Source organism: Microvirga guangxiensis (genome assembly GCF_900102135.1).
Classification (GTDB): Bacteria; Pseudomonadota; Alphaproteobacteria; order Rhizobiales; family Beijerinckiaceae; genus Microvirga; species Microvirga guangxiensis.
Genome location: NZ_FMVJ01000002.1, coordinates 454,702 through 476,161 on the forward strand (window position 1 = coordinate 454,702; position 21,460 = coordinate 476,161).

24 protein-coding genes are annotated in these 21,460 nt (G+C 62.1%); 12 read left to right on the top strand and 12 right to left on the bottom strand.

The genetic code is table 11. The features are described 5' to 3' along the window. Positions 1-93 precede the first annotated feature (93 nt). From BLP10_RS02205 to BLP10_RS02225, 6 genes are all read right to left on the bottom strand, one after another. Positions 94-633: an HK97 family phage prohead protease gene (locus BLP10_RS02205; protein ID WP_175493737.1), complete on the bottom strand. Its 540-nt coding sequence runs from the start codon at positions 631-633 to the stop codon at positions 94-96. A gap of 142 nt (positions 634-775) precedes the next feature. Next, complete coding sequence (locus tag BLP10_RS02210) at positions 776-976, bottom strand: hypothetical protein (protein ID WP_091129102.1); 201 nt, start codon at positions 974-976, stop codon at positions 776-778. 103 nt (positions 977-1,079) lie between these two features. Next, the gene (locus tag BLP10_RS02215) at positions 1,080-2,264 is read right to left on the bottom strand and encodes a phage portal protein (RefSeq protein ID WP_091129105.1); all 1,185 of its coding nucleotides are present in this window, start codon (positions 2,262-2,264) and stop codon (positions 1,080-1,082) included. 360 nt (positions 2,265-2,624) lie between these two features. Continuing rightward, a complete protein-coding gene (locus BLP10_RS02220) occupies positions 2,625-3,938 on the bottom strand; it encodes a DNA-packaging protein (RefSeq protein WP_244510350.1) in 1,314 nt (437 codons plus the stop codon). After that, the gene (locus BLP10_RS23045) at positions 3,883-4,431 is read right to left on the bottom strand and encodes a hypothetical protein (RefSeq protein ID WP_175493738.1); all 549 of its coding nucleotides are present in this window, start codon (positions 4,429-4,431) and stop codon (positions 3,883-3,885) included. Before BLP10_RS23045 ends, BLP10_RS02220 begins: the two co-directional genes overlap by 56 nt. Before the next feature lie 282 nt (positions 4,432-4,713). After that, entirely contained in the window at positions 4,714-5,733 is a 1,020-nt protein-coding gene (locus tag BLP10_RS02225) for an endonuclease/exonuclease/phosphatase family protein (protein WP_091129111.1), read from the bottom strand. A gap of 156 nt (positions 5,734-5,889) precedes the next feature. On the opposite strand from BLP10_RS02225, the gene BLP10_RS23050 reads away from it, so the two are divergent. From BLP10_RS23050 to BLP10_RS02245, 5 genes are all read left to right on the top strand, one after another. Beyond that, positions 5,890-6,048 carry a hypothetical protein gene (locus tag BLP10_RS23050; protein ID WP_175493739.1) on the top strand — a complete coding sequence of 53 codons (159 nt, stop codon included), beginning with the start codon at positions 5,890-5,892 and terminating at the stop codon, positions 6,046-6,048. 144 nt (positions 6,049-6,192) lie between these two features. Beyond that, entirely contained in the window at positions 6,193-7,704 is a 1,512-nt protein-coding gene (locus tag BLP10_RS02230; RefSeq protein WP_091129115.1) for a sensor histidine kinase, read from the top strand. A 136-nt stretch (positions 7,705-7,840) separates the two neighbouring features. After that, entirely contained in the window at positions 7,841-8,929 is a 1,089-nt protein-coding gene (locus BLP10_RS02235) for a TRAP transporter substrate-binding protein (RefSeq protein ID WP_091129119.1), read from the top strand. A gap of 148 nt (positions 8,930-9,077) precedes the next feature. After that, positions 9,078-9,662 carry a DUF2939 domain-containing protein gene (locus tag BLP10_RS02240; protein WP_091129124.1) on the top strand — a complete coding sequence of 195 codons (585 nt, stop codon included), beginning with the start codon at positions 9,078-9,080 and terminating at the stop codon, positions 9,660-9,662. A gap of 386 nt (positions 9,663-10,048) precedes the next feature. Then, complete coding sequence (locus BLP10_RS02245) at positions 10,049-11,125, top strand: AI-2E family transporter (RefSeq protein ID WP_091129128.1); 1,077 nt, start codon at positions 10,049-10,051, stop codon at positions 11,123-11,125. Here BLP10_RS02245 and BLP10_RS02250 read toward each other — a convergent pair. After that, the gene (locus BLP10_RS02250) at positions 11,122-11,628 is read right to left on the bottom strand and encodes a YcgN family cysteine cluster protein (RefSeq protein ID WP_091129132.1); all 507 of its coding nucleotides are present in this window, start codon (positions 11,626-11,628) and stop codon (positions 11,122-11,124) included. The two genes, BLP10_RS02245 and BLP10_RS02250, sit on opposite strands and share 4 nt — an antisense overlap. A 234-nt stretch (positions 11,629-11,862) precedes the next feature. Here BLP10_RS02250 and BLP10_RS02255 point away from each other — a divergent pair, with 234 nt between their 5' ends. The 4 genes from BLP10_RS02255 to BLP10_RS02270 are packed head-to-tail and all read left to right on the top strand — an operon-like array spanning position 11,863 to position 15,824. Continuing rightward, positions 11,863-14,076, top strand: a complete 2,214-nt coding sequence (locus tag BLP10_RS02255) for a transglycosylase domain-containing protein (RefSeq protein WP_091129136.1) — start codon at positions 11,863-11,865, stop codon at positions 14,074-14,076. Between the two features lie 47 nt (positions 14,077-14,123). Next, positions 14,124-14,747, top strand: coding sequence for a DUF1214 domain-containing protein (locus BLP10_RS02260; protein ID WP_175493740.1), 624 nt, complete (start codon positions 14,124-14,126; stop codon positions 14,745-14,747). Next, on the top strand, positions 14,744-15,313 hold the full coding sequence (locus BLP10_RS02265; protein WP_091129143.1) for a DUF1254 domain-containing protein: 570 nt from the start codon (positions 14,744-14,746) through the stop codon (positions 15,311-15,313). Before BLP10_RS02260 ends, BLP10_RS02265 begins: the two co-directional genes overlap by 4 nt. A 7-nt stretch (positions 15,314-15,320) precedes the next feature. Then, complete coding sequence (locus BLP10_RS02270) at positions 15,321-15,824, top strand: GNAT family N-acetyltransferase (protein ID WP_091129150.1); 504 nt, start codon at positions 15,321-15,323, stop codon at positions 15,822-15,824. Positions 15,825-15,865: 41 nt separating this feature from the next. Here BLP10_RS02270 and BLP10_RS02275 read toward each other — a convergent pair whose 3' ends face one another. Then, complete coding sequence (locus tag BLP10_RS02275; RefSeq protein WP_091129153.1) at positions 15,866-16,069, bottom strand: hypothetical protein; 204 nt, start codon at positions 16,067-16,069, stop codon at positions 15,866-15,868. A gap of 275 nt (positions 16,070-16,344) precedes the next feature. On the opposite strand from BLP10_RS02275, the gene BLP10_RS02280 reads away from it, so the two are divergent. Beyond that, positions 16,345-17,334 (top strand): DUF2336 domain-containing protein, encoded by a 990-nt coding sequence (locus BLP10_RS02280; RefSeq protein WP_091129157.1) that lies wholly within the window; start codon positions 16,345-16,347, stop codon positions 17,332-17,334. 12 nt (positions 17,335-17,346) lie between these two features. On the opposite strand, the gene BLP10_RS02285 is transcribed toward BLP10_RS02280, so the two are convergent. Then, entirely contained in the window at positions 17,347-17,688 is a 342-nt protein-coding gene (locus tag BLP10_RS02285; protein WP_091129160.1) for a DUF1491 family protein, read from the bottom strand. Further along, complete coding sequence (locus BLP10_RS02290; protein ID WP_175493741.1) at positions 17,688-18,539, bottom strand: peptidoglycan-binding domain-containing protein; 852 nt, start codon at positions 18,537-18,539, stop codon at positions 17,688-17,690. Before BLP10_RS02290 ends, BLP10_RS02285 begins: the two co-directional genes overlap by 1 nt. A gap of 389 nt (positions 18,540-18,928) precedes the next feature. On the opposite strand from BLP10_RS02290, the gene BLP10_RS02295 reads away from it, so the two are divergent. Together BLP10_RS02295 and BLP10_RS02300 are read left to right on the top strand one after the other, a co-directional pair. After that, positions 18,929-19,252, top strand: a complete 324-nt coding sequence (locus BLP10_RS02295) for a hypothetical protein (RefSeq protein ID WP_091129167.1) — start codon at positions 18,929-18,931, stop codon at positions 19,250-19,252. A gap of 68 nt (positions 19,253-19,320) precedes the next feature. Continuing rightward, positions 19,321-19,749: a SufE family protein gene (locus BLP10_RS02300; RefSeq protein ID WP_091129171.1), complete on the top strand. Its 429-nt coding sequence runs from the start codon at positions 19,321-19,323 to the stop codon at positions 19,747-19,749. Positions 19,750-19,759: 10 nt separating this feature from the next. Here the strand turns inward: BLP10_RS02300 and BLP10_RS02305 are convergent, their stop codons facing one another. Both BLP10_RS02305 and BLP10_RS02310 read right to left on the bottom strand, forming a co-directional pair. After that, the gene (locus BLP10_RS02305) at positions 19,760-20,530 is read right to left on the bottom strand and encodes a DUF6456 domain-containing protein (RefSeq protein WP_244510351.1); all 771 of its coding nucleotides are present in this window, start codon (positions 20,528-20,530) and stop codon (positions 19,760-19,762) included. A 429-nt stretch (positions 20,531-20,959) separates the two neighbouring features. Next, the gene (locus BLP10_RS02310; RefSeq protein ID WP_175493742.1) at positions 20,960-21,388 is read right to left on the bottom strand and encodes a Ros/MucR family transcriptional regulator; all 429 of its coding nucleotides are present in this window, start codon (positions 21,386-21,388) and stop codon (positions 20,960-20,962) included. Between the last annotated feature and the right edge of the window lie 72 nt (positions 21,389-21,460).

Below are 21,460 nucleotides of genomic sequence, written 5' to 3' on the forward strand. Positions count from 1 at the left end.
AAACCTCCCGGGAAAGCGGACGGCATCACGGGCATCGCCCGCAGCGTCCGCATCCCCGCGGGCTTGCATGTAACGCGCACGCTTGGCCAAGGTTCAGGAAAATAATCGAGCCGCGCTGGCGCGAATGGAGGAGGCTAGGTTTTTCGGCATCTGCTTGACGGTCTCGACGCGCGCTCCCGGCAGCATCGGAAAGGTCACGACGGAGATCTCCCACAGGTCGAGCTTTTCGAGCCGCCGCAAGCCGGTCGGCCGTTCCGCCCTCGCCCGCTCCACCCGAAAGCCAATCGACAAGCCGTCCACCGCACCCTCGCGCATGAGCGCGTGAATATCCCGCGCCCGCTCGACCGCGAGGTTGAGCTTGCCGCGCACCCGAAGGCCGCGCCGGTCCTCCTCGATGGAGAGCCAGCGGCCGATAGGCGTTGCGGGGTCGTGCTGCCAGAGCAGCCTCACCGCACTCGCATCGCGCTTCTTCAGGCTTTCCGCAAACGCGCCCGGCATGACCACATCCTTGCCGAGATCGGCCACGCCGAACAGGCTGGCATAACCTTCGAACATGCCGTCCACATCGACGGCATTCAGGGGCTCGCCGAGAAACTTCATCTCCTGCGTGATGGGAATGGCCCCAGGTTTCATGCCCTTGCTCCACGAGGAGGCCTGGGCGGCTTGGCGTCGAGCTTTTCGAGCTGCCGCACGAAGTCGCGGAACACGAGCGATGAGAGGCTCTGCCCATTTCGCTCGGATCGGGGCTTCCGGGCAGGACGGGGCGAGGATCGGATCATGAAGGTTCTCCCGTATGACGGCGGTTGAAGAGGGACAGCTCGCGCACGAACTCATCGAAGCGCCGGTTGGCCGCGAACAGGTCGCGAAGGGTCATGGCAAGCAACGTGGAAGCCCCGCTCGCCCAGACGAAAAGGGCGAGGTGAGCCAGATCGCCCCGGCTGATGACAGCCTCGGCGACCTTGTCGAAAATGTTCATTGTTTGTTCTCATAAAAACCTCGGGCGATTCCTGGGGCGATAGCTCAAGAACAGCGCCTGAGGAGAAATGCCCCCATCAGGTTGGAAGGGTTGGCCGCAGGTCTCAGGCCTGATTCCGGCTGGATGTGAGAGAGGCCGAGGCAGGCTTGCGTCCATAGCCCACCGCCTCGCGCTTCTCGTCATCCGTGAGAAACGATGCCGTCGAGACGCGGCGCCACAGGCTTTCGCGCTCATCGGCCAAAGCCTCGATGGCATCGAGGTCGGGTTCGAGCTGCAGCGCCTCGCCGAAACCGGGCGAGAGCCATTGCGCAAAGGCCTCCATGGTTCGCTTCGCCAGCGGAATCACGGTCTGGCGGTAGAAGGCGCGGTTGGCCTCCGCGTAATTGGCATGCGTGCTGTCGCCCGGAAGTCCCAGCACCAGCGGAGGTACTCCGAACGCCAGGGCGATCTCCCGCGCAGCGGAGGCTTTCGCCTCCACGAAGTCCATCTCCTTCGGCGAGAGCGACAAGGGCTTCCAGTCGAGGCCGCCCTCGAGAAGCAGCGGCCGCCCTGCATTGGATGCACCCTGATAATTGGTTTCGAGCTCGCCTTTCAGCCGGTCGAACTGCGCGTCGGTGAGCGTCGCACCGCCGACGACGAGCGCGCCCGACGGACGGGCTGCGTTGTCGAGCAGCGCCTTGTTCCAGGCTCCCGCCGCGTTGTGAATGTCGAGCGCGGTTGCCGCCGCTTCCATAGGCGACAATCCGTAATGATCATCCGCCGGATGGAACAGAGTCAGATGCAGGATCGGCTGAGCGGACTCGGACATGGTGAAACGGATGGTCTCCGTTCCGACATTGTATTCGTAGGCGGCAGGCCACCCGTCCGCGCCCGGAACCACGCGCATCCGATCAGGCCGCAAGGCATAGAGTTCGGACGGCGCACCATCGACGCCAACCGCCTCCACATATGCGTTGCCCGACACCATGAGATGCCCATAAACGCTTTCGAGAAAACGCTGCCCGCCCTCCCGCGCATTCGGCCGCGCCATGAGCGACAGCAGCGGATGCGCATCCAGGTCGCGCCCCTCATGCTTCAAGGTCAGCGGGAGCGATGCGGCAGCTTCCGCGACGAGGCGCACCGCGCGATGGACGACGGCGTTCTTCTGAAATCCCTCGCGCGCCAGCGCCGCATAATCGCGCGGCGTCCACACGGCGCGGCCATCGAAATAGAACGCGACCGCCGAATGCGCGCGCGAGGCCTTAGCCTCAGGCGGGGCCTGAAACCAGCGGCTTAATTTGGTCAGCATGAAAAGCTCCTGCCCAGGCTTGGGCCGATGAATGAAGACGCATGGTTGCGTCGGAAAGGATGAACGCCCTTTGCCTGTTCAGAATGGCGATGATTTCAACACGGCTTGCCGAACAAACGTGCAGCTTGTCCGCAATCGTCATTAGACAGTCACGTCCATCGGGATAGTCTTGAGGCGTTGCGGGACGACTTGCGACATTCACGCGCCAGCCGATCGGCTCTCAGCCCTTGGCTGGCGCGACCATCGGTTTCTCAGGCTCTGGCATCCCTCAACGGATGGCATGAGGCAGATGGCGAGGCGGACGGGCACGGATGGACTGCCCTCCGCCCGCCCTTTGCGCAAACCGTGCGCTATCGCTCATCACAGCATCCGCACGCGCGGTTCTTTTCTGTCTTGCAGCATCAATTCCGTGAGCGCCCAGACGAGCGCATCCATGCGATCCGGTGAACGGCCCGAGGTGAGCCCTCCCGGACCGAAATCGCACATCTCGTCCTCCAGCTCCGGAATCACGCCCACATGGCGTACGCGGCCCTGGGCGTAGAGCACGGACACCGGTTCCGCGCGCAGATATTTTCCGCGTGTGGCGCGCACGCTCATGACAGGCACGGACGGATCGACCTCGCGGATCACGTTGGTCGCCATCTCCCCGCCCTGGTTCGTCTCGACGATCAGGGCGTCGGCCTGAAGCCTTCGATAGAGCGCCACAGCCTTCGCCGCCCATTCGGGCGGCTTGAGGCCCGAGGCGGTTGCATCTTCCAGCACATATGCCATGCCGCCGTCATCCAATCCGGCTGCCACGATCCCGCACGCATCCGCGCGCTTTGAGGACGAGGCGGGCGGATCGACGGCAACGACGATCCGCATGAGCGGCGGTGCGGCATCGGCCCTGTTCCCTTCGATCACGTCGCGCGTCCAGAGTGCATCTGCGCGATCCTCGATGATGTCGCCATCGAGTTCCTGCCGCCCGAGCCGCGTGCCGGCGTAACGCCCGACAACGGCCTCGAGAAACACGGGCGCGAGATTGGCCGCGTTGTCCGCTGTTCTCACGCGCGACACCGCGACCGAGGGATCGGCGAGGAAGCGCTTCAGCAGCGGAATGGGACGCGTCGTCGTCACCATCTGGCGCGGATGCGCGCCGAGGCGCAGGCCGAATTGCAACATGTCCCAGGTTTCCTCCACGTGCTTCCACTTGGCGAGCTCGTCTGCCCATGCGGCCTCGAACTGGGGTCCGCGCAGAGAATCCGGATCCTCTGCCGAGAACACCTGAGCCACTGCCCCATTGGGCCATTCGAGCTTGCGCAGCGACGGCGACCAGGCTGGCCGCTCATGGCGGGGGTGGATCGCGAGAATGCCCGCGGGTCCCTCCACCATCACGTTGCGCGCGTCCGAGAACGTCTCCCCGATCAAGGCGATGCGCCGGTGCGGCGCTTGAGCGATATCGGGCTCGCCCAAGGCGATACTTCGCACCCATTCGGAACCGGCGCGCGTCTTTCCCGCCCCGCGCCCGCCTAGCATCAGCCAGATCGTCCAGGGGTCGTGATGACGGCTCAGGCCAGGCAATCGCTGCTCGGGCCGGCAGAGGATGGGCCAGTAGCGAAGAAGCTGCTCCAGTTCGATTTTAGATAAGGAGGCCGTCGCTTCCGCGAGCTTCTTCTTCCGCGATAACCCGCTCAAGATGGCGAGCAAGCTCGTCGCGGAGCTCGTGGAGGCTGCGGGGCGTTTCGTCGTGATGCTCGGTTTCATCGAGCCTTGAACCTTCCTGCTCCATGAGCGCCCGTGCGGCCGTCAATGTCTTGGCATAAGAGGCCAGCGTCCGGGCGGTCCGGTCGTGATCGTCAATGGATCCGCTGCGTTGCTCCTCCATGAGCGCGTTGATCTGCGAACGCGTGGCCCGCGCCAGGGACCGTGCGGCTTCGCGCAGAGACGACGCGACCGCCTTGGCCTCGATCTCGGGATCAGCCGGATCCTTTGCAGCCTTGCTCAACTCGTTCTGATTGAGCGCGGCAAGGCGGGGCGGCCATCCCCAACGCTGCCGCAGGCGAACGAAGGTGCTGGAGCCGACGCCGAGATAGGCTGCTATGTCGTTCAGGGTGAGCTGAGGAGCGCTTACGTAATACGTGTAAGCCTGCTGCCGCTTCTCGTCGGGAATCTCGATTCTGGGATACATCGCGCATCGTGCGGAAGAGAACCCGGCTTCGCCTGCTGGCCGACGCTCCCTGAGGGAAGCGTCATTGCCCAACAAAAAACCGCCCAAGCGGCGCTTGAGCGGTGGAGGTCTTGCATACGAATGAAGCCGGGCGGGGTTTCATTCACACTTCGTCAGTGTTCATGTTTTGTACTCTATCAGCGTCGCGCTGTCAAGCGCAATTCAAGGGGCTGTGGATGAAGCTCGAGCCGACGCACTATCAAGCAAGGCAACATTCGATAGCCTCTCCCCTGCAGATCTCCTTCAAAACACAACATCCATGACGATCATTTCGTGATCGGAGATCGGCCGCCCCTGCCCATCCACCGAAGGCACGATCCGGGGGTTTTGCGCCGAGACGCCGCGCACGAAGAACCAATCGAGTTTTGCAAAAGGTCGCGGGTGGCTTTTTGAAGGACCATCGCGCTGAGTCGGCAGCGCAAGATTGGCTCCGGACCAGGAGAACCCTGCCGCGCCCAGATCGGCAAAGAGCGGTTCGTGTCGGGAAGGCTCTTCGAGAACGTGCCGCGCGCCCTCGTCCCTCGGCAATGCTTTCGTGTTGAAGTCTCCGCCGATGATGCAGGCCTCGTTCGGCGCGAGACGATCGAGAGCTTGCAGCAATTGCCTTACTTGCGACTGACGGTCGGCGGGATCCGTCTTGCTTTCGAGATGCAAACTCACGAACCACATGGGGCATGGACCGCCGACCATGCGTGCGGCGATCGCGATTCGCCCGCCGATCCGCCTCTGCGCTCCCTTGAAGCCGCTGAACCATCTGCCGCTTTCCTCGAGCGGAATCAGATGCGGGTGCTCGAAGGTCATGCGACTGACGATGGCATTGCCATGAAGGCTGCACGCATTGCGTTCGCCTGCATGCCGCCGCATCTCCACGGCATCGCCGAGATCGAGTTCGACGAACTCGACGCCGTAGAGATAACCCTCCCCCGATGAGCCGATAAATTCGTGGATGGTGTGGCCGTTGCCGGACCGCGCCATTCCAACATCCACTTCGCTGAGGAGCAGTATGTCGATCGCTTCCCGATCCACGATCTGCCGAACCGCATGAGGGTGCTTGAGGCGCTCGGAGTTCAGGGCTGCGATCCGCAAACGATCCGGGCAGGCAATCGGCTCTTTCGGAGATCGGATTTCGAGGGCGCGAAAGGCCTCAACCCGCGTCAAGAAATGCTCGTGCGCCAGCAAATCCTGCGCCGCCCGCGCTTCGTCCAAAAGCGTATCCGGCGGGCAAGGGAGAGTCTCGACAGGGCAATTGATGATGGAACGCAAGGCTCTACCCCTCCCCCCTCCGGTCAAACTTGGCAGATATGGCGGGCGGCGACATTCACGAGCGGGCTTGAGCGAAAAAATTCTGGATTAGGATTAGGAACTTTTTTGTCTTTTCCGAGTTATCGGAGCGCACATAAATATGCCGGGAGACGGCCCATGATCGCTTGGGCTACAATTGTTGCGCTTGTCATGGGCGCGCTTTTCTATGTCGCAGACCCTTCGACCTTCGCGAGAAGCGTTGCGGAGCTGGTCGGGGTTATCGCGCTTTTTGCACTCGTCTGTGCAGCGGAAGTCTTCAGCGAACCTAAGAGCTGATTTTCTGAAGACGCTCTTGGGTTGGCATGCCAAACTCTGGCGCGTTAAGCACCCTTAAGATTTTGTTCTAACTTGTTTTTCTAGGGGGCCTCTAGGTAAGTTCAAGGATTGCGCTCCATATGTAACGTGATTATATTTCAATATATGACCGTGCAGCGCCTCACCCTCTCCAGCTTGCCAGAGCAGCAGACACTCTCAAGCGATCTCGTCATCCCGAATTCCTACAAGAATCCGGGGCCGGTGGGGGATGTCATTCAGCACGCCATCGTCCAATCCGTGGAGGCGAAAGTCGAGGCCCGGCTCTCCGTCATCCTGGAGGGCATCGGAGACGCCTTCTATGCGCTCGATGGCGATTGGCGCTTTGCCTATATCAATCGGGCCGCTCAGGAGTATTTCGGCGCTCCCGCTCAGGACATGCTTGGACGCGTCATCTGGGACGTGTTCCCCAACTCGGAGGGAACCGAACTCAGGCGCCGCTACGAGGAGGTCGCCGCCACGGGAACCGCCGTGATGTTCGAGACGGAGGCCGTAGGGGTGCAGGGACGCTTCCTTGAGCTTCGTGTCTTCCCCTATAATGGCGGCCTGGGCGTGAGCTTCCGCGACTGGACGGAACGCCGCCGGACAGAGGAAGAACTGCGCGAGAGCCAGGCCCGTCTCAGCGCCCTTGCCGACAACCTGCCCTCCTGCATGGTTTTCCAGTTCCTCGATTCCCCAAAGTACGAGGATCGGCGCCCGGTTTACATCTCGAAGGCCTGCGAGAAGCTCACGGGCATCCGCGCCGAAGACGCGCTGGCCAACATGGGCCTCATCGCCCAGCTCATCCTGCCCGAGTATCGCGAGCAGATGCATGCGCGGGGAATGAAGGCTCACAAAGAGCGCCAGACCTTCGACACGGAATTGAAGCTCCGGCACGCCAAGACCGGCGAGATCCGCTGGCACCGCATGATCAGCATGCCCCGACGGCTGAGCAACGGAACGTATATCTGGGACGGCGTTCAATACGACATCACGGACCACAAACGCGCGGAAGAACACCTGCGCCTGATGGTCAACGAGTTGAACCACCGGGTGAAGAACACCCTCGCCACCGTGCAATCCCTTGCCGTCCAAAGCTTCCACAAGTTCGGCATCGCGGCATCCGGCGACATCGGCGCCGCACGAACCTCTTTTGAGGCCCGCCTCTTCGCCCTCTCCCGCGCACACGACGTTCTAACCCGGGAGAACTGGGAAGGCGCCAATCTCTCAGATGTCGTCCGTGAAGCCTGCGGCCCCTTCCGCATGCATAATATGGATGACGAGAAGAGGATCGTGGTTCAGGGCGAGGAACTGCGGCTTCCGCCTGCCATGTCGTTGAGCCTGTCCATGGCCATTCACGAGCTCTGCACCAATGCGCTGAAATACGGCGCCCTCACAACGCCCTCGGGCAGCGTGCGGATTTCCTGGTCCAGGATCTCGGACGGTTCATGCGCGCGCCTCGCTTTCCGCTGGGAGGAGCACGGTGGGCCTGCCGTGACCCCTCCCCGGCGCACGGGCTTCGGCTCGCGCCTGATCCAGAGAGGCCTGGCACGGGAATTGAACGGCGTCGCGCACATTTCCTACGAGCCTGAGGGAGTGGTCTGCACCATTGACGTGCCCTTGGAAACGAATGCTCATTAAGCATTGGAACAATGTTTTCAAAAGGCATCTAAGTCATTGGTCGTAATGACCTGAATCCTCCTTGCGGGGCTCCCTGGATTCAGTGTCAATTGAGCGCAAGTGACAAAAGTCACGATCCAGGGAGGAGTTCAATAATATGAAGCGTCGTCAATTTCTTCAGGCCGCTACAGTCGGCGCCGCCTCGACAGCGGTTGCAGCCCCCGCCATCGCCCAGTCGATGCCGGAAATGAAGTGGCGCATGCAGTCCGGTTTCCCGAAATCCCTCGACACGATCTACGGCGCAGCCGAAGTGATCGCGAAGTACGTTTCGGAAGCAACGGACGGCAAGTTCCAGATCCAGCCTTTCGCGGCCGGTGAAATCGTCGGCACTCCCCAGGTGGCCGATGCCGTGGGCAACGGCACCATCGAGATGGGCCACACCTGCTCCTACTATTACTTCGGCAAGGACCCGACCTTCTCTCTCGGCACGGCAGCCCCGTTCGGCCTCAACGCCCGCCAGCAGAACGCCTGGCTCTATCACGGCGGCGGCAACGATCTGCTCAACGAGTTCTTCGCCAAGCACAACATGTACGGCATGCCCGCCGGCAACACCGGCGTGCAGATGGGCGGCTGGTTCCGCAAGGAGATCAAGACCGTCGAAGACCTGAAGGGCCTCAAGATGCGTATCGCCGGCATCGCCGGCATGGTGCTCGCCAAGCTCGGTGCGGTCCCTCAGCAGATCCCGGGCGGCGACATCTACCCGTCGCTCGAGCGCGGCACCATCGACGCCGCCGAGTGGGTCGGCCCCTACGACGACGAGAAGCTCGGATTCTCGAAGGTCGCGCCGTACTACTATTATCCCGGCTTCTGGGAAGGCGGCCCCTCGATCCATCTCTTCATCAACAGCGCAAAATGGAAAGAGCTGCCCAAGGCTTATCAGGCCATCCTGACGACCGCGGCCGGCTACGCCAACAACGACATGCTGGCCAAGTACGACGCCCGCAACCCGGCAGCTCTCCGCCGCCTCCTCGGCGCCGGCACGCAGCTGCGTCCGTTCTCTCAGGAGATCATGGAAGCAGCCCTGAAGGCCACGAACGAGGTCTATGACGAGGTTTCGGCCAAGAACGCCGACTTCAAGAAGGTCATCGACTCGATCCGCGGATTCCGCAACGAAGAGTATCTCTGGTTCCAAGTGGCGGAATACGCCTACGACACCTTCATGATCCGCGCCCGCGCACGCGGCTGATCGGATCAACATCGACCTCGAAAAGGGCGGCCAATCGGTCGCCCTTTTTTATGGCCGGGCGATTCCCACATAGGAAACTTCCCCGGCTGCCCCATACCGTTAATTGCGCGAGGACAGCAGGCTTTGTAACCTATGATTGGTAGAGCTTATGCGCTGGACATTACGGATCAGCTTTTTTCTGTTTCTCGCCTGGGCGATCTTCATGGTCTCGCCCTTCGTGGCCCTCTACGACCTCAGCAAGGCAATCGAGGCCAAGGACACGGCCAGGATTACCGAACGTGTGAATTTCAATGCCTTGAGAAGCTCCCTCTCCCGCCAGATCCTCGGCGAATACCTTAAGGGGCAGGATCTCGAAGGGGCGGAGCTGGATATTGCGACCGAAGCGGGCGCTGCCGTTCTCAACCCGGTCGTGGAGGAGCTCGTCTCGCCTCAGGCCCTCATCGACCTGTTCGAAAACGGCTGGCCCGAGAAGGCCGCCGGCAGCACGGGCAATACTGGCGCTTCCCTGACTTTCGACATCAGTTCGATTGAGCAGGCGTGGCGCACCTTTCTGTTCTCCGAATCCCAGGGCTTTCGGAGCGTGACGGTCCCTGTTCCCGTGGACAGCCCGAAAGATCAGCAGTTCAGGATTACTATGCGCTTGCGAGACACGACCTGGCGCCTGAGCGGCATTGAGCTGCCGGCCCCGTTACGGGAGGAGCTCATCAAGCGCGCAGCCGTGGCCTCACGGTAATCCCTTGGACACAATCAGCAAGAAGCCCGCCTCAAACCTTGAGGCGGGCTTCTGATACTCAAGCAAAACAGCAGTATTCGCTTATATCATTCAATATACTTGATAAATACACGCTAATAATGGACAATCATCCAGCTTACAGTCGCCAGAGGAAAAACAGCGCCAAGCAAAAAGCAGATCACATGAGAGGCCATTACATGAACCCTCCTTCTGCCTTATCAACATTTTCCTCCAAAATACGTTCCTATCCAGCGGCAAAAACTCATAACTCAAAATAACAACGGCCAAGCATGAACCAAATTCTCCCTCGGGATATGCGCCGGATCTTTCGAGGGAACTCAGCTTTACCGTTTCGATTGTCCCCCTGACGAAACAGGGGATGATGAATGGACGAGGACGGTTATTCCTTCCGCAGGATCATGGGCGATGCCGAGTTCGTGCGGAAAACCTTCATCGTCATGGGCCTCGGCCTGCTCGCCCTCCTGCTATGGAAACTGGCGGACGTTCTCCTGCTGGCTTTCGGCGCCATCCTGGTCGCATTGATCCTGCACACATCCGCGGATGCGCTAGTGCGCTACGCCCGAGTCCCGGAGCGCTGGGGCCTGTGGATGGCCAGCATCATCATCTTCGTCATCTTCTTGAGCCTGATCGCCCTCTTCGGCACGCAGATCCGTGCCCAGTTCTCCAACGTGGTGGAACGCCTTCCCTTCGTCATCGACAATTTCAGCAAGAATCTCGGTTTCGGCGCTGTGTCGGACGATCTGAACGAGATCGTGAACAACATGCCGAGCGGCGGCCTCGCAACGCGCATTGCGGGCATCGGCGGCGCGGTTCTCAGCGGCTTCACGGACTTTCTGCTCGTGGTGATTGCCGGCATCTACATCGCAGCCTCACCCAATCTCTATAAGAAGGGTTTCATCAAGCTCTTCCCGAAACGCCACCATGAGCGCGTCGAGAGCTCGCTCGATGCCTCGGGCCAGGCGCTCCGGCTCTGGCTCATGTCCCAGCTGATCGCAATGGTATGCGTCGGCGTACTCTCCACCCTGGCTTTCTGGCTGATCGGCCTGCCCTCACCTTATGCGTTGGGCCTGATCGCAGGCCTTGCCGATTTCATCCCCTTCCTCGGGCCGATCCTTGGAGCGATTCCGGCGATCCTGTTCGCCTTCAGCATCAGCGGCGAGACGGCTCTCTGGACGATACTCGCGGTTCTTGTGATCCAGCAGATCGAGGGCAACGTGATTTTCCCGCTCGTGGCCAGAAGCATGGTGAGCATCCCTCCTGCTCTCGCGCTCTTCGCGATCCTCGTCGGGAGTATCCTGTTTGGCACCACGGGGCTCGTCTTCGGCTTCCCGCTTGCCGTCGTCACCTACGTGCTGGTCAAGAAGCTCTACGTGCGCGAGGCGCTTGGCGAAGAGACGCCCATTCCTGGAGAAGATGTAGCGGAAGAGAAAGGGAGCGCTTAGGCCGGTTCCTCGGAGGTCGCATCCTCCATCGGCCAATCGGTGAGGCGCTCCAGAAGCTCCGCGATGGAAAACTCCTCCTCGGGCCCCGCGACCCGATCCCGCACAGAGACACCGGCGGCATGCACCGTCTCGGGATCGCCCGATACGAGGGGGTGCCACCACGGCAGGTCCCGCCCTTCGGCCACGAGGCGATAGGCACAGGTATGGGGCAGCCAGGACAAGCCGCGCACCGTCTCAGGCGTCAGCCGAACGCAATCGGAGACCTTGGCCTGGCGGTTCGGATAGTCGCGGCAGCGGCAGGTGCCGTCGTCGAGGAGCGTACAGGCCACATCGGTGTAGAGAACCTCGCCCGTATCCTCGTCCTCGAGCTTGACCAGGCAGCAGCGTCCGCAGCCGTCGCACAGGCTCTCCCATTCGTCGAGGGTCAGGGCCTCGAGCGTCTTCACGCGCCAGAAGGGCTGCTCCTCCGGCTTGGAGCGGGTTTGGGGTGCGGTTTTGGACATGCGGGCTCTTTGGTCTCTCTTTGAGGCGGTTTGAAGGAATGTGCGGCATCGCACAAGCGCCAAATCTTCCTCGGATCGAGCCTTCCCCTCGGACGAGGTAGATCTATTTGAACCGCAGAACCTGTTTGTGAGTTGTTGATAATGCGGCGTGTAACGTGCAAACGTTGCCGCTAGGGAAATTAACGATCATAAGCAAGGCATCTCAGGCCTCCTGACCTGCCCTGAAGGACCACCGTGCCCCAGCAACCTTCCCCCCCGCTCTCGACACGGATCAAGCGTGCCGCGCTATGGCTGGACGCATGGTTGAACTCGTTCCTGTTCCAGAGCGGGCGGGGACTGAGCTCGGCTTACGAATTCTATTCGGAGAAGATGAAGTGCCTGCGCTTCCGGGGGCCCCTGCGCGTTGTTCTCGACCTGACCAGCGAGGCGACGACCCTGGGCGCGGTAGGCGCCGTCGTGATGCTGGCCCTGGCCCTTCCCGCCTTCCGTGAGACGGAGGACGATTGGCTCAAAACCCAGGACCTCGCCGTCACGTTCCTCGACCGTTATGGGCAAGAGGTCGGCCGCCGCGGCTTGAACCTCGACGATTCCTACAAGCTCGAGGATTTCCCCGATTACATGATCAAGGCCGCGCTCGCGACGGAGGACCGACGCTTCTACGAGCATTGGGGCATCGACCCCATCGGCACCTTCCGCGCCCTTCTGGTCAATGCCCAGGGCGGCGGCGTGGTGCAGGGCGGTTCCTCCATCACCCAGCAGCTTGCGAAGAACCTTTTTCTGACGAACGAGCGTTCGCTCGAACGCAAGATCAAGGAAGCCTTCCTGGCGATCTGGCTCGAATTCCACCTGACCAAGGACGAGATCCTCAAGCTCTACCTGGACCGCGCCTATATGGGCGGCGGCGCTCACGGCATCGTGGCGGCGGCCGAGTATTACTTCGGAAAGCCCGCGAAGGATCTTACCCTCGCCGAATCCGCCATGATGGCCGGCCTGTTCAAGGCTCCGACCAAATACGCCCCTCACGTGAACCTGCCCGCAGCCCGCGCCCGCGCCAATGAAGTGCTGCGCAACATGGTCGAGGCAGGCTTCCTCACCGAAGGCCAGATCCAGACCGCCCGCCGCAACCCGGCAACCCCGGTGAACCGCGAGCGCGAGACCACTCCCGACTTCTACCTCGACTGGGCCTATCAACAGGTTCAGGCGCTGGCAGCTCAGAAGAAGTTCGGCAACGAGCGCGTCCTGACCGTGAAGACGCCGCTCGACACCGCCCTTCAGCGTCACACGGAAGAAGTGCTGGAAAACCAGCTGCGCCAGCACGGACGGCAATACAAGGCGGGGCAAGGCGCCATCGTCGTGATGGACGTGGACGGGGCCGTGCGCACCATCGTCGGCGGCCGCGATTACGGCCAGAGCCAGTTCAACCGCGCCACCAACGGCCTGCGTCAGCCGGGATCGTCGTTCAAGCCCTTCGTGTATGCTGCCGCCCTCACCACGAACCCCAAGCTGAACCCCAATTCGCGGGTGGTGGATGCGCCTATCTGCCTCGGCAACTGGTGCCCGCAGAACTACGGCCGCTCCTTCTCCGGCGCGATGCCTCTTTCGTCCGCCCTGGCGCGCTCCATCAATTCCATTCCGGTCCGCATGTCCCTCGAAATCGGTAAGGGCAATGCCAAGGCCGGACGCGCCATCATCATCGACACCGCCAAGCGGATGGGCCTGACCCACGCGCTGGCGAACGAAGCCCCCCTCCCCATCGGCGCCGCCGAGGTGACCGTGATCGACATGGCCTCCGGCTATGCGGTCCTTGCCAATGGCGGAAAACAGGCGACGCCTTATGCGGCTTGGGAAGTCCGCAACTCGTCCGGCGAGGTGATCTATCGCCACGACCGCGATGCCCCGCCCAAGCAGGTGCTCGAGCCTCGCGTCGTCAACGACATGAACTTCATGCTCAACAAGGTGGTGACCGAGGGCACCGGCAGGCGCGCTGCGATCGAGGGCGTACCAGTCGCCGGCAAGACCGGCACCACCAACGGCTACAAGGACGCGTGGTTCGTCGGCTATACGGGCAACCTCGTCGCCTCCGTGTGGTACGGGAACGACGATTCCAAGCCCATGAACAACATGACCGGCGGCACGCTTCCGGCCCAGACCTGGCAAGAGGTGATGAACTTCGCGCACCAGAACCTGGAGATCAGGCCAATTCCGGGCGTCGATTCCGGAGCCTTTGCCCGGGTGGCGACATCGAGCCGCCCGGCGGCCGATCAGGCCCAGAACGCCGCCTCGCAGGCCTTCCTGGCAGGTACGCTCTCCCGGAAATCCTATGAAGCCCTGGGGAATATCGGCAGCCTGTTTCAATCGGCCGAGCGAACCATATCCACCGTGAAGGAAAGCACCGTCCCGCGCGTGACGGGCTCCGTGGAAGCCTCTCGCCAAGTGGCCATGCCGTAACAATGAACACCGAGGCCATATTGACGGATGCCTCCGGGGCCGCTTCGATGCGCGCCCCTGTGGCAGTATCGAAACCCGTGACCTATCGCATCGTCCCTACAGCCTTCCTGGTCGTCTACGCGCTCCTTCTGGCCCTGGCGCTGGGGCTGGGCTCGACCTATTGGGTTCTCAAGGGCGATCCTCCTCTGGGCAGCCTGCAGATCGGTCCCTGGAAGGCTTGGCCTTCCCTCGGCTCAGCCAATGCCGACCCTTACATGCGCGCCATTCTCGCCCAGCGCGGTGAGGTCCCCCTGGCGATCGGTGAGGGCCTCGGGTTTACGGCCATGACCGACAGCGAGGGCCGCCCCCTGGATTCCGCCTGCACCTACCGGATCGGCTCCGTCGTCCCGACGGCGCGTCTCTGGACCCTTTCGGTCTATGATCAGGACGGCCGACTGGCGCGCAGCGAATTGGGTCGGAGCAGCTTCACTTCCGCCGAGATCCTGCGCGATGGCGGGGACCAGTTCATGATCGCCCTCTCGCGCAGCCTGCAGGACGGAAACTGGCTCCAGCTTCCGGCCTCGGGGAATTTCAGCATCGTGCTGAGGCTCTACGACACGCCCGGCGCGGCTGGCACCGGCCTCGATGAGAGCGTTTTTCCCACCATCCAGCGTGTGGAGTGCGGTGCATGAGAGGCTTCAGCCGCTTTCTGATCGCCACCCTCTGCGGCCTCGTCCTGGCGGTCGGCGTTCACATCGTCTCCATTCTCGCGACACCGCATCTGGCCGAGCAGGATGCCTTTGCTAAAGTTCAGTCGACGCTCACCGCCGAAACCGCGCAGATCATCAGCGCCCCCGGCGGTGCAGACACCTGGATGCCCATGCCCGACCCTGCGGTCGCGGTCGCGGCCTGTGCCTTCGATCTGCGTGACGGCCCCATGCGGGTCTCCGCCAAGACCGGACAGAACCTGTTGACGTTCTCCTTCCATAAGGAATCGGGCGGCGTGTTCTTCGCGGTGACCGACCGCGCCGCAGTGCGTGGTGAACTTGAGATCGTGGCCATGACGGCGCGCCAGCTCGACGAGGCCCGCGCGGCCGAGGACGAGAACGATCCGTCCCGGGACGTGCGTATCGTCGCCCCTGAGCAGCAGGGCTTCGTGATCGTGCGCGTGGCCGCCCCTACTCCGAGCCAACGCCCGCAGGCAGAGGAAGCCGCAAAGGCCGTTTCGTGCGTGACCGAGCAGGCAGAGCAAAGCTGAGACCGAGATGCCCTGGCGCCCGATGACTTCGCAGGACCTCCCGCAGGTTCAGATTCTCGCCGACACGATCCATGTCGATCACCCCGAGGATCTTCAGGTCTTCGAGGAGCGCCTGCGCCTTTATCCGCAGGGTTGCCTTGCGCTCGAGGAGAACGGGCGCCTTATCGGCTACGCCCTCACCCATCCCTGGCATTTCGGCACGCCGCCAGCCTTGAATGCGTTGCTCGGCGCGATCCCGTCCGACGCCACGACCTATTACGTGCATGACGTCGCCTTGCTGCCGGAAGCGCGGGGCAAGGGTTATGCCACGCAAGCGGGCGAGCTTCTGATGCAGAACGCGCAAGACGCAGGGCTCGATAATCTGTCACTGGTCGCCGTCAACAACTCTCAGGCATTCTGGGAGCGCCTGGGTTTTCGCGTGAAGGATGTTCCGGGCCTTGAGGCAAAACTCCTCACTTATGGACCGGATGCGGTGCTGATGGTGCGCAACCTGACGCAGGCAATCAGCTGACGCGAAAAGCGTCTCGTCTTTGAAATAAACTCAAATGGAAATTACGAGCGACGGCGACCGGGACGGTTGCTGGCGTAGGGACGAGAAGGACCGGGATTGGGTTCGGGCCGCTCATAACGCACGCCCGTGAAGAGGAGGATCTCGCCTCGCGGCTCGCCGGCATTCAGGTGCGGGCGTTGCGGCCTGTCCGCAGCGTCCGGGAAAGCGACGACCACTCCGGGCGATCTTGCCCACGCGTCCTGCATTTTGTCCTCCTCTATAGTGTCACGACTTGCCTCTGTAACTGACTCACACAAAATGCCTTATGGTTAACAGACCGTTTCCATCGGGTATGCCTCACCCGAAATTTGCAAAGTCTGTTGCCAGAACAACAACACGGCCGCGCTTTCTGTTCCGGATGGACACGATCATGTGTGCATTGACGCACACGCATCCAAAGTAACCGCTCCGAGGATTTAAAGATGCGCTAACAGTCGGCCTTTAAGGTCCGGATGGGCTTCCGCTGAAGAGAGAGTTGAGTATGACGCCCTCTGCCAACCCGGATCTCTGGTCCGACCTGTCCGATCTGAGCGGTGCGGATGCCTGCGCTGCCCTTCTGAAGGTCAATGCGGAAATGTTCGTGGCCGCTCCCGCACGCGACCGCGAGAGCATCGAAACATTCGAGGCGCTGGCACTGGGCTTCCTGCCCAAAGCGGATCGCGAGACGCTGGCCGATATCGCGCGCATCCTCATTCGGTGCCCGGATACGCCCGCCTCGGTTCTCGATTACCTACAACGATATACGCCTGAATTGCACCCCGGCGCGCAGCCGCATCGAACGCAATCCGTCTCAGGGCCCGCCGTGCAATATCTCGCTACGCCCGCGGGACGTTTGTATCTGGCATCGTCCAATGAACTCGATGCGGCAACCATCGACCGGATTCTCGTATTGCGCGAGGAAGCAAGCGAAGATGCTCTCGCGGCGAATCCCGCATTCCTGCCATCACTTCCCGCGTTTCACCAATTGGTCAGGCGGGCCGTCGAACGTCATGCCCTCGCCAAAATCCTGCTTCAGCGCACCGACCTCACGCTGGCGCATGAGGCCTGCCTTTATCTGTCCGCCTCAAGCGAGAGGCGCGCCGTGATCCGGGAGCGCATCGCACACGATCCTATACAAGCGGCGTCCTCATCGTTCCGCGCATCCGAGCAAGACGTGAAGTGCCTATCGGCAGCCGCTGCAGATGGAGATATCGCGCATTTCGAACGGCTGCTGAGCGCAGGATTCGGTTTTCCGAATTCGACGGAATGGCGCATTCTGCAGATCGGCCGCCACGCGCTTCTCGCGTTGGCGCTGAAAGCGCTTGGACTGGAGAACAAGGAAGCGGCTCGCATCTTCCTGTCCCTGCATCCTGCCCTCTCCTATCCACTCTCCGCGATCCGTGAACTCATGCACGAGATGCGGGATGTTCCTCAGCCGGTCGCTCTCGCTCTCGTCGAGTCGATCCTGGGTAGGAAAGCTCTCTGCGGATAGAGCTGGAAAGCCTTAAGCGTCAGGCGCGAGATCGAGGAAGTGACGGCCTTCGCGGTCATCCACCTCCACCAGCCAGAGATCGGAGTCGAAGCGCAGTTCCTTTGCCATCCTCTCCTCCACATCGAGGGGCATCACGTCCTGAAGGATGGGCGCGAAGAGACGCTCGCTCGTGTCTTCGACGAAAAGCTGCGGCGCCGGTCCATAGAGACTTGCGGTGCCATCGAGATGATCGACCTTCACGAAAATCGCCCCCGCCTCCGCAGACCCGCGCTTGCGCAATGCGGCATCGACACCCTCGACGCCGCAGCGGCGCAGATAAGCGGATACCCAGAAATCGGAGCGCAGACGGGCCATTACTGGACGGCAATGCCCGACAGCGTGGAGAGTTCGCGCGCCGTGCGCGCATTGAGTGTGCCCGTGACGGGCAGGCGCCTGTCCTGCTCGAAGCGCTCGATGGCCTGACGGGTTCCGGGGCCCATGGCTCCATCGACCTTCACGCCGTAGCCCAACCGCGCCAGCGCGCGCTGGCCGGCAAGCACGATGTCTCCGCCATCCGAGCGTCCCACATTGGCAGGCGGCGTGGGCACAGGACCGCCGAGGCGGATCATCTCCGCGATAGGATCGCGCACCGTCGGGGAACGGGACGGCACGGCGGCAGGGGCAGGAGCCTGAACGGCTGCTTGCTGCGTGCGCTGCGGCGCAGGGCTCGGGACCCCGTTGTTGCGGATCAGATCGCCGATACCGCTGCGCGCTGCAGGACGCGGTGCCGTCGCCGGTGCAGGAGCAGCCTCCACCGGCGCCGCCGGAACATAATGGTCCTGTGCCGCCATGGCATGCGCCTCGGGAGCCTCGGTTCCTGGACGGACCGGCGGGAGCGGCTGTGCCGCGACATCCACCTGAGCCGGCGCGGGAGACATGGGCTCACCAGCCGGATCCTGCTGGGTGAACAGGGGCGCGGGATGACGCACGTTCTGCAAAAGCAGCGCGTTCCAGGCAATCATGCCGGCACAGCCGGTCAGGAATACGGAGGCCGCCACACGGCCCGGATGCTTCAGGGCCTGTGCAAGGAGGCGCTCGACTGCACCGGCCTTGCGTGGGACGTGCCTGGCCGAGCGCTTCTGCTGCGGACGCGGCGGGGCCTTGCGCCGTACAACGGCGGGCAGGTCCAGATCGTCATCCGTATCGGCAGCGAAAGCGTCACGCACAATCATCTTCCTTTTCTGGAGAAACGCCGCTTCTCCCATGACGATCCGGCACTCCGAACGTCACGGGTCGAGAGCCTTTTGTGGCGCTCCTCTCTCTTCTTGTCGAAAGCGTGGCAGACGCGCTTTAACGAACGCTAAACCCCGCGTTCCCCACCCATCATGATCACGCTCGCTGACGGGAGAATGAACGCCAGCGGAAACGAACACCGAGCGAGCCCTGTTTCTTTTTCCTTGGATTTCAAAGGTCTTAACGCCTCAGGAGAAAACGCTCGGTCGATTAACCTTTCATTCATCCTGTTCGCAGGTTCCCGTCCCCTCGCCTACGCGGAGCAGGCGCGGCACGTTATGATGCTTCACCTTTCATTCGTTTCAGGCACGGCAGCCGCCCCATGTTTTCGATTCTGCGTTTTGTTCTCATCGTCGGTGCGATCTTCTACTACTCCCCTGTGCGCCAGCGTGGCGAAGGGCCGGATCCGCTCCAGGCTTTCTTCGCACCGAAGACGGAGTCGGCGGCACCCTCCGCCGCGCCGTCCGCTTCGGAGGCATCGGCCGGACACCTCGAGACCATGTGGCAAGCCCTGCCCGATACCGCCAAGCAGGCGGTGGTCGACAAGATCCTCACCACCTCCGGCCTCACCCCCGCCTCTCCCAAGCCGAGCGATACGCTGAATGCGGAGGACCGCGCCCCCACGACGCACAAGCCTCGTGGCTGATATGCGGTCTCCCCGTCGCCAAAAGCATTCGCATTGATTATATGACCGGCAGACAAAGCAGGGATGCCATGCTGCCGAATATCGACGAGATCGTCTCCAATTTCGAGCTGCTCGACGACTGGGAAGAGCGCTATCGCTACGTGATCGAGCTGGGGCGGATGATGGAGCCCCTGCCCGAAGAGGCGCATACCGATTCCAACAAGGTGCGCGGCTGCGCCAGCCAGGTATGGCTCGAGACACGCCTCGACCGCTCCAGCGGCAAGCCGGCGCTTCATCTCCTTGGAGACAGCGATGCCCATATCGTGCGCGGCCTCGTGGCCCTGATGATCGCTCTCTACAACGGCAAGACGCCTGACGAGGCCCTCGCCACCGATGCCCTCGGCCTGTTCAAGGAGCTCGGCCTCGCGGAGCATCTGACGCCGCAACGATCGAACGGCGTCAGATCCATGGTCGAGCGCATTCGCCATGACGCGCAGGCGGCTCAGGCCGCCCTGTGACCCCAACCCTTTAGGCGCGCCCGCCCTCGATCACGACCGCCCGCCACGTCTTGATGCCGCGGGAAGCCGCTGGCCCGCGCGCGGCAGCCTCGATGCCGTAATGCTCAGCGAGCCGCGCCAGGGCGAGGCGCACGACGATCTTGGCGGAACGCTGCGGCCAGCCCCTCTCCCGCTCGATCTGTTCCAGGCCCTTCAGGAAGCCGCACAGGTCCATGAGAAGATCGCTGAAGTCCGAGCCTACCGCATCGAAGGCGTGCCGGATGCGTTGGCGAGCCGCGATCATGCGATCCGTCGCGTCCGAGGGTGAAGCGGGTCCACCGCCGGAAGGCATGGCGTCCCAACGGGCCGTCACGCCGGGCAGAAGGCCCGCCAGCATGATGTCCGTACGCAGCCGCTCGCCGGCCTGATACGCCGCCTCGTCGATCATCGGCGCTCCATTGCGATCCTTGCGGCGACGGAGCCAGTCGAGCGGGCTTTCCTCCGAATCCATGCGCACACGGCTTGGACCGGTCTCGGTTTGCACCGTTGCGATGACGATCTCCCGGTGCTGATGCAGGTAAGACATGTCCGGCTGGTCCGCACAGGCGCGCCGCCGCAGGTAGGAGCGTCCCGCCTCGCTGAGAACAAGCTGCGCAGGCCCTTTGGCACCCGGCTGCCAACGAGCCAGATCCTGCCGGACGAGAGACTCGGCAGTCGCAACCGCGAAGCGTCCCGCGCCGACCGAGATACCTGCGCGCTTCCTGTGGACGATGAGGCTGTCGGCGTCAGTGGAATCGACCAAGACGCGAGTTTCCGCTCCGTCCAGCACAACCAGAAGTCTGCCGGCCTCGCTTGGGAGAGAATCGGCGCCTGAGAGAGTCTGCTTAGGGCGAACAAGTCCCCTCGCCGACCCGGAGCGCCTTGATTTACGGGCCTTGCGTGAAGCCACAATCCCTGTCGGAGCAATCACTTGATGAACGTTTTCGTTCTCTTTTTTGTTCATGTTTTGTTCCTATAAATAAAGAAAGAAAGGACTCGCCCCTCCACTCCTGATAGTGGGCTCATATTCCTAGTTGTCAACGAGATTCAAAACTGTTGATAAGAGTGAGGATAACTCGGTCAAAGGCGCTTACGGGCCAACAAACGCCACGATGAGAGCATCCTCAATCTCAGGCCGGCCAAATAAAAAAGCCGCCCGGAGGGCGGCTTGATCAGTGAGACCTCGCAGGGTTCAGCTGCGGGTGGAGCGGCGCTTGCGGCGCTGCTGGCCGAGGCCCATTTCCTTCGCCAGCTCGGAGCGGGCCTTGGCGTAGTTCGGAGCGACCATCGGATAATCGACCGGCAGGGCCCACTTCTCGCGGTACTGCTCGGGGGTCATGTTGTACTGCGTGCGCAGGTGGCGCTTCAGCGACTTGAACTTCTTACCGTCTTCCAAGCAGACGATGTAGTCGGGCGTTACTGACTTCTTCACGGGAACGGCCGGCTTCGGAGCCTCGGTCGGAGCCTCGACGGTGCCGCCGCCAACACGCATGAGGGCGGAGTGAACCTCGTTGATCAGCATCGGAAGATCGGACGAAGGAACGGAATTATTGCTCACATAGGCCGAGACGATATCTGCAGCCAGCTCAATGTAGTTCGATGAAGCGATATTGTCGCTCATTTTGATTTTCTTCCTTTCCGGCCCACAAGAACAGCTCAAATGCCTTTCGGCCCCATTTTCGAGCAGTCATTG